Annotated in this window: 16 protein-coding genes; all 16 read left to right on the forward strand. The window is 50.2% G+C overall.

Annotated features, from left to right (window positions below):
• Positions 1-42 precede the first annotated feature (42 nt).
• The 16 genes from JSQ80_RS20820 to JSQ80_RS20895 all read left to right on the forward strand — a co-directional run bounded on the left by JSQ80_RS20820 (position 43) and on the right by JSQ80_RS20895 (position 13,125).
• Complete coding sequence (locus JSQ80_RS20820) at positions 43-1,377, forward strand: protein-glutamate methylesterase/protein-glutamine glutaminase (RefSeq protein ID WP_206096544.1); 1,335 nt, start codon at positions 43-45, stop codon at positions 1,375-1,377.
• Positions 1,378-1,418: 41 nt separating this feature from the next.
• Positions 1,419-3,503, forward strand: a complete 2,085-nt coding sequence (locus JSQ80_RS20825; RefSeq protein WP_206096545.1) for a chemotaxis protein CheA — start codon at positions 1,419-1,421, stop codon at positions 3,501-3,503.
• 42 nt (positions 3,504-3,545) lie between these two features.
• Positions 3,546-4,007: a chemotaxis protein CheW gene (locus tag JSQ80_RS20830; protein WP_206096546.1), complete on the forward strand. Its 462-nt coding sequence runs from the start codon at positions 3,546-3,548 to the stop codon at positions 4,005-4,007.
• A gap of 37 nt (positions 4,008-4,044) precedes the next feature.
• Positions 4,045-4,632: a chemotaxis protein CheC gene (locus JSQ80_RS20835; RefSeq protein ID WP_087433073.1), complete on the forward strand. Its 588-nt coding sequence runs from the start codon at positions 4,045-4,047 to the stop codon at positions 4,630-4,632.
• The gene (locus JSQ80_RS20840) at positions 4,629-5,123 is read left to right on the forward strand and encodes a chemotaxis protein CheD (RefSeq protein WP_087432861.1); all 495 of its coding nucleotides are present in this window, start codon (positions 4,629-4,631) and stop codon (positions 5,121-5,123) included. The genes JSQ80_RS20835 and JSQ80_RS20840 overlap by 4 nt, the downstream gene beginning before the upstream one ends.
• 3 nt (positions 5,124-5,126) lie before the next feature.
• Positions 5,127-5,552 carry a hypothetical protein gene (locus JSQ80_RS20845; RefSeq protein WP_206096547.1) on the forward strand — a complete coding sequence of 142 codons (426 nt, stop codon included), beginning with the start codon at positions 5,127-5,129 and terminating at the stop codon, positions 5,550-5,552.
• Positions 5,553-5,567: 15 nt separating this feature from the next.
• Positions 5,568-6,353 (forward strand): FliA/WhiG family RNA polymerase sigma factor, encoded by a 786-nt coding sequence (locus JSQ80_RS20850; protein ID WP_087432863.1) that lies wholly within the window; start codon positions 5,568-5,570, stop codon positions 6,351-6,353.
• 54 nt (positions 6,354-6,407) lie between these two features.
• Positions 6,408-7,814: a DUF342 domain-containing protein gene (locus JSQ80_RS20855; RefSeq protein ID WP_206096548.1), complete on the forward strand. Its 1,407-nt coding sequence runs from the start codon at positions 6,408-6,410 to the stop codon at positions 7,812-7,814.
• Between the two features lie 37 nt (positions 7,815-7,851).
• Positions 7,852-8,184, forward strand: a complete 333-nt coding sequence (locus tag JSQ80_RS20860; RefSeq protein WP_087432865.1) for a hypothetical protein — start codon at positions 7,852-7,854, stop codon at positions 8,182-8,184.
• 84 nt (positions 8,185-8,268) lie between these two features.
• Positions 8,269-8,859, forward strand: a complete 591-nt coding sequence (locus JSQ80_RS20865; RefSeq protein WP_206096549.1) for a hypothetical protein — start codon at positions 8,269-8,271, stop codon at positions 8,857-8,859.
• Complete coding sequence (locus JSQ80_RS20870; protein ID WP_206096550.1) at positions 8,852-9,079, forward strand: hypothetical protein; 228 nt, start codon at positions 8,852-8,854, stop codon at positions 9,077-9,079. Before JSQ80_RS20865 ends, JSQ80_RS20870 begins: the two co-directional genes overlap by 8 nt.
• 277 nt (positions 9,080-9,356) lie before the next feature.
• Positions 9,357-10,055 (forward strand): 30S ribosomal protein S2, encoded by a 699-nt coding sequence (gene rpsB, locus JSQ80_RS20875; RefSeq protein WP_087432868.1) that lies wholly within the window; start codon positions 9,357-9,359, stop codon positions 10,053-10,055.
• Positions 10,056-10,203: 148 nt separating this feature from the next.
• Positions 10,204-10,857, forward strand: a complete 654-nt coding sequence (tsf, locus tag JSQ80_RS20880) for a translation elongation factor Ts (RefSeq protein ID WP_087432869.1) — start codon at positions 10,204-10,206, stop codon at positions 10,855-10,857.
• 123 nt (positions 10,858-10,980) lie between these two features.
• Positions 10,981-11,709, forward strand: coding sequence for a UMP kinase (gene pyrH / locus JSQ80_RS20885; RefSeq protein WP_019425018.1), 729 nt, complete (start codon positions 10,981-10,983; stop codon positions 11,707-11,709).
• Positions 11,709-12,263: a ribosome recycling factor gene (gene frr / locus JSQ80_RS20890; RefSeq protein WP_206096551.1), complete on the forward strand. Its 555-nt coding sequence runs from the start codon at positions 11,709-11,711 to the stop codon at positions 12,261-12,263. The genes pyrH and frr overlap by 1 nt, the downstream gene beginning before the upstream one ends.
• A gap of 94 nt (positions 12,264-12,357) precedes the next feature.
• Complete coding sequence (locus JSQ80_RS20895) at positions 12,358-13,125, forward strand: isoprenyl transferase (RefSeq protein ID WP_087432870.1); 768 nt, start codon at positions 12,358-12,360, stop codon at positions 13,123-13,125.
• Positions 13,126-13,136 lie beyond the last annotated feature (11 nt).

Genomic DNA, 13,136 nt, shown 5'->3' on the forward strand with positions numbered 1-13,136 from the left:
AGATCGAATTGGACAACCCCTAGCAATGGAGCGTGATGAGAATTGGCAACGAAGAAGAGAGTGCTTGTCGTGGACGACTCGGCCTTCATGCGAACCATTATTTCGGATTTAATTGTACAGGATCCTGCTTTCGAGATTGCGGGCACAGCCCGTCACGGACTGGAAGCGGTGGAGAAAGTAAAGGAATTAAAGCCTGATGCGGTAACGCTTGATGTGGAAATGCCCGTCCAAAATGGACTCGAGGCGCTGCGTCATATTATGGCTGAGTCGCCTACGCCGGTAATCATGTTATCAAGCTTGACCGAAGAAGGACGTTCGGAGACGTTATCCGCCTTGGAATATGGCGCATTTGACTTCGTATGCAAGCCTAGTCCGGCAGGAGGCACCGGAGATATTTACAAGGTAGGCGAAATGCTAATCGAGAAGCTGCATACAGCGATTGCTTCCGAGGAGCGAAGACGGCAGCTCGAGCAGCTGCGGCAGCAGAGGCTCGCGAGGGAGTCGTCCCTCACCGCCGCCAAAGCCAAGGAGGCATCCCGCTCGATTCCGCGTGAGAAGCAGCCGTTGCCTCCACCGGCTAGAAGCCGTACGGCTGCGCACAACCTCGAGGACACGATGCCGAGCAGGCAGGCAAGGAAGGCGGTTCCTCCAAGCTTGCATGAGTATCGTGCGGGAGAAGGGCTGGATACTCGGCACCGCTCTATGAAGCCTGTCGCGGATACCGCTGCGGGGGCGAAGCCGGAATCCCGAACCGGCGTGGGGAAGTCTGGAGTCGGAGCGGCGAAAGGGCGAGCAGCTTCCTTCGAGCATATCGTGGCGATTGGAACGTCGACCGGCGGACCGCGCGCGTTAAAGCAGCTGCTGACGGATCTGCCGCAGGGTTTGGGGGCTCCGATTCTCATCGTTCAGCATATGCCGCCGAATTTTACCAAGTCGCTGGCCGAGCGATTAAATACATACAGCGAACTAGAGGTCAGAGAAGCTCAAGATGGGGACGTCTTGCAAGCGGACGTTGCGTATATCGCTCCTGGCGGTTTGCACATGACGGTCACCAAAAAAACCGATGGCAACTATGCCATTTCATTAAATAAATCCGAACCGCGCTCCGGTCATCGTCCTTCCGTTGACATATTATTCGAGTCGCTGTTGCCGCTGCGCCAGCTTGAGCGCCATATCGTGCTCTTAACCGGGATGGGAAGCGACGGTGCCCGAATGATGCGCCGCTTGGCCGATGATGGCGTAACTTCCACCTTCGTGGAGAGTGAAGATAGCTGTGTCGTATTCGGCATGCCGCGTGCGGCCATCGAGCTCGGGTGTGTGTCGCATGTCCTTCCATTGAAGGACATGGCGGGCGCTATCATGAACGCGGTGAAATGAAGACGCAAAGTAGTGCAAATCGTTAAAGGGGGTGTTCGAGCATGGATTTAAACCAGTATCTATCCATGTTTATTGACGAAGCGAACGACCATTTGCAAGCGTTGAACGAGCACATGCTAGAGTTAGAGAATCAGCCGGACGATGTCAGCATTGTTCAAGTCATCTTCCGTTCCGCTCACACATTAAAAGGGATGTCGGCAACGATGGGCTTTGAAGACTTGGCATCCTTAACCCATCAGATGGAAAATGTGCTTGATATGGTGCGCAACCATCAGCTATCGATGGATGAATTCATCTTCGATACGCTCTTCCGCAGCTTGGACGCGCTGGAAGCGATGGTTGGAGACATTACGAACGGCGGTGAGGGAAAGGCGGATGTGACTACGATTGTCGCTTCGCTGCAATCCATCGTGTCGGGGGATTACAAGAAAGAAAAGGCTGCTGGCGGCTCCGCATCCGAGGAAGCGGAGCCAGGCGAAAGCGATAGCCTGGACGAGTTCCAGCGCAGCATTTTGGAACAATCGCTTGAAGCGGGGATGCACGTCTATCATATCCGGGTCGAGCTGAGAGAGGACTGCGTGCTGAAAGCCGCCCGGGCCTATATGGTATTTCAAGTGCTTAGCGAGCACGGGGAAGTGGTAAAATCCGCACCGCCGGCTCAGGATATCGAGCAGGACAAGTTCGACAGCGGCTTCTCCATCTTTTTTGTCAGTCAGACCGAGGAGAAGCAGCTTAAGCAAGAAATCGGGCAAGTGTCCGAGCTTGAGTCAGTGGTCATCAAAGATATGACACTGGAAGATGTGCGCCACTGGAATCAGCGTATGGATGAAGTCCATGCGTCAGCCAAAGAAACGGCGGCTGCAGCGCAGCCAGCCGCAGAGCAAGACAAGCCGAAGCCTGCACCGCCAGCCAGCACGACGCGGGATGCCGCAAAAAAAGGAGCCGCGTCGCCCGCACCGAATAAGGCGGTTCAGAATCGCACGATTCGGGTGGATATCGAGCGGTTGGATGTGCTGATGAACTTATTAAGCGAGATGCTTATCGATCGCGTGCGTCTGGAGCAACTGGCAGGCGAGCTGAAGGAGCACGATCTGACAGAAACGGTAGAGCATTTAGTGCGTGTCAGCTCAGACTTGCAAAACATCGTCTTGAAGATGCGGATGGTTCCGGTGGATGTCGTATTCAGCCGCTTCCCGCGCATGGTCCGCGACTTGGCGAAATCACTTGACAAAAAAGTCGATTTCATTATTACGGGCGCCGATACGGAGTTGGATCGGACCGTCATCGATGAAATTGGCGACCCGCTTGTGCATTTGCTGCGGAATGCAGTCGACCATGGCGTCGAGTCCATCGATGAGCGCATTGCGAAGGGCAAACCGGAGACCGGCACGGTGCAATTGCGTGCGTACCAAAGCGGAAACCATGTCTTCATCGAAATTGAGGAAGACGGCCACGGCATTGACCGTGACAAAATCTTGAGCAAGGCGATAAAGAACGGTATTGTCAACCCGGACAAAGCGGATTCTCTTAGCGATGAGCAAGTGTACCAGCTGCTGTTCGCTTCCGGATTCAGCACGGCGGAAAAAGTATCCGACGTCTCCGGACGCGGAGTGGGCCTGGACGTGGTGAAATCCAAAATTGCGTCGCTCGGCGGCCATGTCGTTATCGAATCGAAGCTGGGGCAAGGCACGACCTTCATCGTTCAGCTTCCGCTTACGCTTTCAATCTTATCGGCGATGCTGTTCCAGCTGGGCAGCGAAAAGTATGCGATTCCGTTAACCTCTATTGTGGAGACAGGATTGGTACAGAAAGACGATATTCGCCGGCTTCATGGCGGCATTCGCATGATTGATTACCGCGATAGCGTCATTCCGCTCTTATCGCTGAGCAGCCTGTTCGATTGCACCAGCTATTCCGACATGGATGAAGATGAGATCGAGATTATTATCATTCGCAAAGGGGAGCGCTTAGCAGCGCTTGCCGTCGACGACTTCGTCGGTCAAAGCGAAATTGTGCTAAAGCCGCTTGGCAACTACTTAAAGAACACACCGGGCATTTCGGGCGCGACGATTATGGGAGATGGGCAAGTCGCATTGATCATCGATACGAACGCGTTGCTTAAATAAGAGTGTCTACTTGTTGCATATCAAGCTTAAGGAGGATACGACATGGCAGAGGAAATTAAAGTCGTTGTCTTTACGTTGGGACAGGAAGAGTACGGTATTGAAGTGGAAAAGGTGAAGACGATCGAGCGCATGATGCCGATTACCCGCGTTCCAAAGACGTTTGATTTCATTAAAGGCGTTATCAATCTCCGCGGCGTAGTCGTGCCTGTCATTGAACTGCGCGGCCGATTCGGGATGGCTGAAGCAGAGCATACGGATCAGACGCGAGTCATTATCGTCGCGCATGATGAAATGGAAGTCGGCTTCATCGTTGACAGCGCGAGTGACGTCATCGATATTACCTCAGATGATATCGAGCCAGCTCCTGAAGTCGTCGGAGGCATTCAAGCGAAATATTTGCGCGGCGTCGCCAAATTCGGGGATAATCGCTTATTGATTATGCTCAACTTGGCCGAAGTTTTAAATAAAAGTGAAATTATTAAGCTAGAACAGCTTGAGGCATAAAGCCGTGCATTTGTACGAACGCCTCGAAGATTTCAAGATGGATGTGTTAAAGGAAGTGGGCAATATTGGTGCCGGCAACGCCGCAACGGCCCTCTCCCATCTCCTTAACCGTCCGATCGACATGGCGGTTCCTAAAGTAAGGCTGGTCCCGTTTGAGTGCATTGCCGATGAAGTAGGGGGCGCTGAACAGATTGTGATAGCCATCTACTTTCGTGTGGAGGGCGAAGCATCAAGTCATCTCTTTTTTATGTTTGAACTGGAACCGGCAAAGAAGCTGTTGTCGAATTTGGAATTCTTCCCTGCGGGAGAGGAACAAGCGTTCTCGGAAATGGAAATATCCGCGCTATCCGAGATTGGCAACATTTTAGCCGGGTCGTATTTGTCTTCCCTGGCAGATTTCACCCGTCTGTCGATGTCGCCGACCGTGCCGCAACTGGCGATAGACATGGCAGGGGCCGTGCTGAACTATGGCATTTTGCAATATGGGGAGATGGGAGACAGTGCACTATTAATCGATACGAAGTTTTTGGAAGGCTGCGATGAAGTGCAAGGAACCTTTTTCTTAATACCTGACCCGGACTCTTTTTCAAAAATATTTGCTGCATTGGGAGTGCCATTCGAATGATTGAAGAGTCCACGGTTGTTAAAGTCGGCATGGCCGATTTGAATGTGTGCCTTACAGGCTCCATACGCACGACCGGTTTAGGCTCTTGTGTCGGATTGACTTTGTATGACCCCGTTGCCCATATTGCCGGCATGGCGCATGTCATGCTGCCATCTTCGGACATTGCACGCGATGGCGTGCGCAACATTGCGAAATATGCCGACACTGCTGTTCCTGAACTGATTCGACGTATGACGCTGGAGGGAGCCAAATTAACACGATTGCAAGCAAAAATGGCGGGAGGCGCGCAAATGTTTGCGTTCGCATCGAACAATGACATGATGCGCATCGGACCGCGTAATGTGGAATCATGCAAGCAGATGCTGCTAACACACGGTATACCCTTATTGGCAGAGGATACAGGCGGAAATTACGGTCGTACAATTGAATTGCGCTGCGGAGATGGTATGTTGAATATTCGCAGTGTGCAGATGGGTGTAAAGGAAATATAAGCCATGATAGGAACTATACGCTGGAATTTTATTTTTGGAGCCGTCGGATTTGTCATTACATTTTTTTCTTCTTGGAGCAACAACGTATGGACGACCAGCATCATAAGAGGAATCATTGCGTTTTGCATCTGGTTCGCGCTTGGATTCGCGCTTCGATTTATTGCCGGTATATTGCAGCAGCCGCAGCAGGAGCAAAGCTCGGTCCAAGAGACGGCTGACAAAGGACAGACGGTGGATATGACTACGCCGGATGAAAGCGATATGCTGCATGATTTGTTGCTGACGAAGCCTAGCGAAGAGAAGCAAGCCGATCGGGAAGACGATAACGGAAGCGCCTTTCAGCCGTTAAACCCGCCCAAGCTCGTGACCAAGCCGCAGATGGACGCGGAACAATTGGCACAAGCTGTTCGTCACCTGACACAAAAGTAAGGAGGCTGACTGTCGGTGAGCGTACAGAAATTAAACCCGTGCTCCCATGTTGAGCTATGGGAACGTTGGAAAGAACATGGAGACCTTGACGCGAGAAAACAATTAATCGAAATTCATTTGCCCATCGTGGACTTTGTCTCAAATCGGCTTGCCGCCGGTTTGCCCCGCAATGTCAGTAAAGATGATCTCGCCAGTCACGGGGCGATGGGCCTGATCGATGCTATAGAGAAATTCGATCATCGCAGAGGATTGCAGTTCGAAACGTATGCTTCTTGGCGCGTCCGCGGGGCCATCTTGGACGGGCTCCGCCAAGGTGACTGGGTACCGCGCTCGGTTCGTGAGAAAGCAAAGAAAATCGAAGAAGCGTATCAACATTTGGAACAAAAATATTTGCGAACTGTAACCGATGAAGAGATGAGCACGTATTTAAATATAGGCGAGAAAGAATTTCAAAGCATGGTACAGGATGTATCTATCATGTCCGTATGCTCTTTGGAGGACCCGATTCGGGAAGATGAGTCGGAGACGCGCATTTCTTTGTTAATCGATGAAAAGGCCAAAAACCCGGAAAGCAAAGTAAACGAGCATTACTTGAAAGAATCTTTGGTGCATGGCATTGATAAGCTGACAGAGAAAGAGCGTACTGTCATCTCGCTGTTCTATTATGAAGATTTATCGTTAAGCGAAATCGCCGAAGTCATGTCCTTGTCTCCATCCCGCATATCTCAGCTGCATTCCAAGGCGATTATGCGCCTCAGAACGACCCTGGAGAAACATAAGAGTATGTTGCTGGAAGCGTAATCAGGCACTGGCTGGCGATGCTTAAAAATGAAAAGGCAGAAAGGGGGATTTTTCATGAGTATGACGTTGGCCTTGGAACAGTATTTGGAAGTGACGGTTTCTGAGGACAAGCTTCATGCCTATGTGCAGTTTGTTAAGTTCGATGCAGCATTTCAATGTACGGCAGAACAGTTGGAAACAATGCTCCACAGCAATGGCGTTCGATTCGGAATTCAGACGAAAGTGCTTCAAGAAATTGCATCTAATCCCAATGCTTTTGCACGTGGTGCAACGATGATTGCTCATGGAAAAGCACCCATAGCGGGTGAAGACGGACGAATCAATGTGTTGCTGCCGCAAAGAGATCGGGAGACGAAACCGGCTGAACTGGAAAATGGCACGGTCAACTTTAAAGAAGTCAAGCAGCTGGACAATGTAAAAAAGGGCCAAATCCTTGCAGAACGCATTCCGAGTAAAGAGGGAATACCCGGGATGGCAGTTACAGGCGAGGCGATTCCGCCGAGGAAAGTGCGCGAGGCCCGCTTCAAGGCAGGCAAAAACGTCGTCGTCGATTCGGAAGAGCGGGCGATGTACGCCGCGATTGACGGGCTGGTCTCGAAGATGGACAAGGACCGCATACATGTATTCCCCGTCTATGAAGTGAACGGGGATGTTGATTACCGGACCGGAAATATCGATTTCATCGGCACGATTGTCATTCGCGGCAACGTGCTGACAGGATTCCGCGTTCAAGCCGCCGGCGATATCCGCGTATATGGCGGCGTCGAAGGCGCGGAGATTGAGGCCGCAGGCTGCGTCGAGATTAGCGGCGGCATCATCGCGGGAAACAAAGGATACGTCAAAGCAGGACAGCATGTAAAATGCACATTCATTCAAGAGGCAAATGTAATCGCTGCAACGGACGTCATCGTATCGCAAAGTATTATGCATGCCAATATCCGCGCTAGCAGACAAGTAATTTGCAAAGGAACAAAAGGGCTTATTGTTGGGGGAATCATTCAGGCAGGAGATCGTGTCGTGGCACGCACGATTGGCAATACCATGTCGACGGCGACGACGATCGAGGTCGGAGTCTTGCCGGATTTGCGCAATGAACTAACAGAGCTGCGCGCGAAGCTGCGGGGCAGCATTGACAGCTTGGAGAAGACAGAGAAGGCCTTGCGCCTATTGGATCAGATGGCAGCAGCAGGTCAATTGACCGGAGAAAAGCTCGGAATGCGGATTAAGCTGAATTCGACAAAGAAGCAAGTGACGCAAGAGCAAAATGAAATTCGGGAACGCATGCTGGAAATTGAAAAGATGTTGGAAGAAACCGCGTTGGCTTCGGTCGATGTGATAAATGTGATATATGGCGGCTCGAAGATCGTAATCGGCCGCACCACACGCTTTATTAAGGATGCAGTGCAGCGTATCTCTCTCCGAATGTCTGAAGGCGAGATTGTGATGTCGACTTATTATTAATGCGGCATGATTCAATGGAATCAGATGAGGTGATGGGATGAATGTAAAGCCGGTGGAAATGCAGATCGCCATTCCGCGCACGCAGGATGCCTCGGCAATTCATCAACAGCTGCAGCAGCGCCCGCTCACAGAACAATCGCTGTTGAATGAACAGGCGGAGAAGATGATTAAGAAATCAAGCCAGCGCAATGAAGAAGTGCAATCAGCGCAGGAAAGCCGCATTCGTGATCAGGAGAAAGAGGACAGACCGGATTCGGAACGGGAACATTCCGAAGAACGGCACGAGGCCGCGCAAAATAGCGAAGCGCTTATAATTTCCAAGCCTGCGGAACATCCCTATAAAGGGAAGCATATCGATTTCATGTGTTAGTAATAACGCCGGGTACCCGTGGTAATGAGGTTCGCGGCGTTTCCATTTTCAATGGATTGCGGTCTGCGCGTGAGGAGGACAGAGATGGAGCCATGGATGTACATATTGCTGCTCGGAGCAGCTGTCGCGGTCGTCGGAATGCTGCGGCCGAAGGTTGTGCCGGAAGGCGGAACAACCGAACTGCGCCGCAACATGGAAGAAACGCTGGAGCATTACATGAGAGAGTTGGAAGAGGAAAATGAGAAGCTCATTACAGTAATCGAGCGCATGAAGAAAGAAAGCGATTTGCGCGATGACGCGTTGAAAAGAAGAATGGACAAGCTGGAGCGCAATTGGAGCAGCTTCGAAGAGCGGCTTGCGTCCGCTAAGGAAAATGACAGGGGCGAGAGCCGCGAGCAGGAGCAGCAGGCGGCGCCAGAGTCTCTTTCAATGCCGCGGGCGGCCAGTGAGGAAGCGATAATCGGGACGAATGAAGCGGGCAGGTTCGCGGAGACATACCCAGATGACTTGTCTGAAACGCCGGCCGCCGTGCCGCTGCGCTCCCGGTATCCGGAGCTGTTCGCCTTGCTGGACCAAGGGTGCTCGGAAGAAGAGGCAGCACAGCGGTTATCGATGCCGCGAGGTGAAGTGCAATTAATTATTCACTTGGAACAGCAGGAGGTTCGCCGTGTTTAAAGATCGTCGCTTTTTAATCGGACTTGGTGCAGGCATTATTATAGGCGGATTGCTGCTTCAATTGATCTTGCTTGGGCAAAAATATGAGGTGCCTTTGACGGAGCAAGAGCTGCGTGGGGCGGCGGAACGAGCTGGACTAGAGCTGGTGCCCCGGAATAAACCAGTGGACGAGGTTACTGAACAAGGACAGCGGGAGCCGGCGAATAAGGATAAGAAGTGAGCTGTTTTTGCCGTATCTGAACCTGCCGGAGAGTGAAGCGAAGGATGAAAAATGTGGCTCGCCATTGATGACTGAACCAATAACAATGATGATTCAGGCATAAGCGCGACAAAACGGTTGCAACTCGAATGGCGTTATGGTATATTAATTGACGGTGTTAAGAACACACGCCGATTAATTTCTGCAAGGGTGCTTTCTGTCGCGGCAAGTGCGGGAAGTCTTGGGGAAAGATGATATCGGCGGCGGATAAATAACCATATTGGGAGGTGTAGTGAAGATGGCAGTTATCTCCATGAAACAGCTGTTGGAAGCTGGGGTACACTTCGGTCACCAGACACGTCGTTGGAACCCTAAGATGGACAAATATATCTTCACAGAACGTAACGGTATTTACATCATTGACTTGCAAAAGACAGTGAAAAAAGTTGAGGAAGCTTACAATTTCGTAAAATCCCTCGCAGGAGACAACGGGACGGTATTGTTCGTTGGTACGAAAAAACAAGCTCAAGATTCCGTCAAGGAAGAAGCAGAGCGTTGTGGCATGTACTATATCAACCAACGTTGGTTGGGTGGTACGTTGACTAACTTCCAAACGATTCAGAAGCGTATCGATCGCTTGAAGCAGCTTGAAGCGATGGAAGAAGACGGAACATTCGAAGTATTGCCTAAGAAAGAAGTCATCTTGCTCCGCAAAGAGAAAGATCGTCTTGAGAAGTTCTTGGGCGGTATTAAAAATATGAAGGGCCTGCCTAGCGCATTGTTCGTCATCGATCCTCGCAAAGAGCGCATTGCAGTTGCAGAAGCTCGCAAATTGGGTATCCCAATCGTTGGTATCGTTGATACGAACTGCGACCCGGATGAAATCGATTATGTTATCCCTGGTAACGACGATGCGATCCGTGCAGTGAAATTGTTGACTTCCAAGATGGCTGATGCAATCGTTGAAGCTCATCAAGGCGAAGAAACAACAGCTTAAGTTTGAAATTATAATTGGATGAACAAAGGGTGGTTGGCAGGTGGTTCACCTCTCACCGCCCTTTTTTTAAAGACCGTACACTATCCGGCAGAATGCCTCCGGTGATACATACGCGGGGCGGCCAAATCATTGATGGAGGGAACACGACATGGCAGTAAGTGCGAGTGCAGTAAAAGAATTGCGCGAAAAAACAGGCGCAGGGATGCTTGATTGCAAAAAAGCATTGGATGAAACAAACGGTGATTTGGAAAAAGCGATTGAACTTCTCCGCGAGAAAGGTTTGGCAGCAGCAGCGAAGAAAGCAGGACGCGTAGCAACGGAAGGCGTTGTTGAATCCTACATTCACGCTGGCGGACGCATCGGCGTATTGGTTGAAATCAACTGTGAGACCGACTTCGTAGCAAAAACAGACCAATTTAAAGACTTTGCACGCGATATCGCAATGCAAATTGCAGCAGCTTCTCCGAAATATGTTCGTCGTGAAGAAGTTCCTCAAGATGAACTCGAAAAAGAGAAGGAAATCTTGAAGGCTCAAGCTCTGAACGAAGGCAAGCCTGAGAAAATCGTTGAAAAAATGGTTGAAGGCCGCATCAGCAAATACTATGAAGAGTTCTGCTTGATGGAGCAATTCTTTATCAAAGATCCGGACAAAACAATCGAAACGTTGCTGAATGAAAAAATCGCAACTATCGGTGAAAACATCTCGATTCGCCGCTTTGTTCGTTACGAACTGGGTGAAGGCTTGGAGAAAAAAGTAGATAATTTTGTTGAAGAAGTCATGGCCCAAGCAAATATGAACTAACCTTTCCTTACAGGTTTTCATATGGTGACGCGGCTGATACGTAATCAACAGACGCGCTAAAAAGTTGGAACACATTGTGTTCCTTCTTTTTTAGCGGCCGTTAGGAAAAGTGGAGGGTAAACATTGAAACAACCGGTTTATAAACGCATCGTACTTAAAGTGAGCGGGGAATCATTGTCAGGTCAAGCAGGCTACGGCATCGAGTCTGGAGTCATCAATTCTATAGCCGAACAAGTCCAAGAGGTCGTGGAGCTTGGTGTTGAAGTCGCGATTGTATGCGGCGGCGGCAACATCTGGCGCGGTATTGCAGGCAGCGAGAAAGGCATCGACCGCGGTACGGCCGATTATATGGGGATGCTTGCAACCGTAATGAACTCGCTTGCATTACAAGATGCGCTCGAACAAATCGGCGTGCCGACACGCGTGCAAACTTCGATTGCGATGCAGCAAATCGCTGAACCATATATCCGCCGCCGCGCTATCCGTCACTTGGAGAAGGGACGCGTCGTCATCTTCGCGGCAGGAACAGGGAATCCGTTCTTCTCGACGGACACGACGGCAGCATTGCGCGCTGCGGAAATCGAAGCGGATGTCATCTTGATGGCAAAAAACAAAGTCGACGGGGTTTACTCTGCCGACCCATTCAAGGATGAGACTGCCGAAAAATTCGAACAGTTGACTTACATGGAAGTATTAAATCGCAACCTGGGAGTCATGGATTCTACTGCATCCTCGCTTTGCATGGATAACAACATTCCGCTTATCGTCTTTGCCATTACGGAACAAGGCAATATTAAACGCGTCGTACTCGGCGAGAAGATTGGAACCATAGTAAAAGGGAGTGTAAACTAGTGCCACAAGCAGTGAAAAAAAACGCAGAAGAACGTATGGAAAAAGCTATTTCGGCCTTGAAACGCGAACTTGCTACCCTGCGTGCAGGACGCGCTACACCTGCATTGCTTGATCGTGTGCAAGTTGAATACTACGGTGCGATGACTCCAGTGAATCAGCTGGCTAACATCAGCACGCCTGATTCACGAACGCTCATCATTCAGCCGTGGGACAAATCGTCCATGTCCGAAATCGAGAGAGCGATTATGAAATCGGATCTTGGCTTGACGCCAGCGAATGACGGTACGATTATCCGCTTGACCATTCCGCCATTGACGGAAGAACGCCGTTCTGACCTTGTAAAGCAAACAAAAAAATACGGTGAAGAAGCAAAAGTTGCCATTCGAAACGTTCGCCGCGATGCGAACGATGATATTAAGAAGTTGGAAAAAACGACAATTTCCGAAGATGAATCGCGTCGTCATCAGGAAGACATTCAAAAATCGACGGACAAATATATTGCCGAAGTCGATAAAGTATTGGCGATAAAAGAAAAAGAAATTATGGAAGTGTAACATACGAGAACGAGATTAGCGATATGTTCTTCATGCCCCTCCGCACGGTGGGGTTTATTGTCTTTTTTTTCATCACCGGGTTGGAGGAGACCGAATGATTAAGCGATTCCAAGCGTGGTTGCAGCAAAGGGGAAGCCGCAAACCGCCGGAACTGATGCCCGAAAATATCCCGCAGCACGTGGCGATTATTATGGACGGCAACGGGCGCTGGGCGAAGAACCGTGGATTGCCGCGCGTCGCAGGCCATCATACAGGAATGAAAGCTGTGAAACGTGTCACCATCGCCGCAAATGACATCGGCATCAAGGTGCTGACGATGTATGCATTTTCCACTGAAAACTGGAAACGCCCGAAAGATGAAGTAGATTTCCTTATGAAGCTTCCGCAGGAGTTTTTGTCGATTGAGCTTGACGAGTTGATTGAAAAAAATGTTCAAGTTCGCATGATGGGATACCGCGATCGCTTGCCGCAGCATACGGTGCAGGCGCTTGAGGAAGCAATCGAAAAAACGAAACACAATACAGGGCTCATTTTGAATTTTGCGATGAACTACGGCAGCCAGCGTGAACTGATTGAAGGCTTTCGCGAGATTACGCGGAAGATTGAAGAAGGATCGCTTCATGTTGATGATATTAATGAAGACACGATTCATAATCATTTGCTGTCACACAATTTACCGGACCCGGATTTGCTCATACGGACGAGCGGAGAGATGCGGTTAAGTAACTTTATGTTATGGCAGCTTGCATACAGTGAATTGTGGTTCACCGATGTGTATTGGCCTGAGTTTACGGAGCGGCATCTGATGGAGGCGGTTCTGGAATATCAACGCCGTTCTCGCAGATACGGTGGATTACATTAAGTTGGAGGAAC

It is taken from the genome of Paenibacillus apiarius (assembly GCF_017052585.1).
Lineage (GTDB): Bacteria > Bacillota > Bacilli > Paenibacillales > Paenibacillaceae > Paenibacillus_B > Paenibacillus_B apiarius.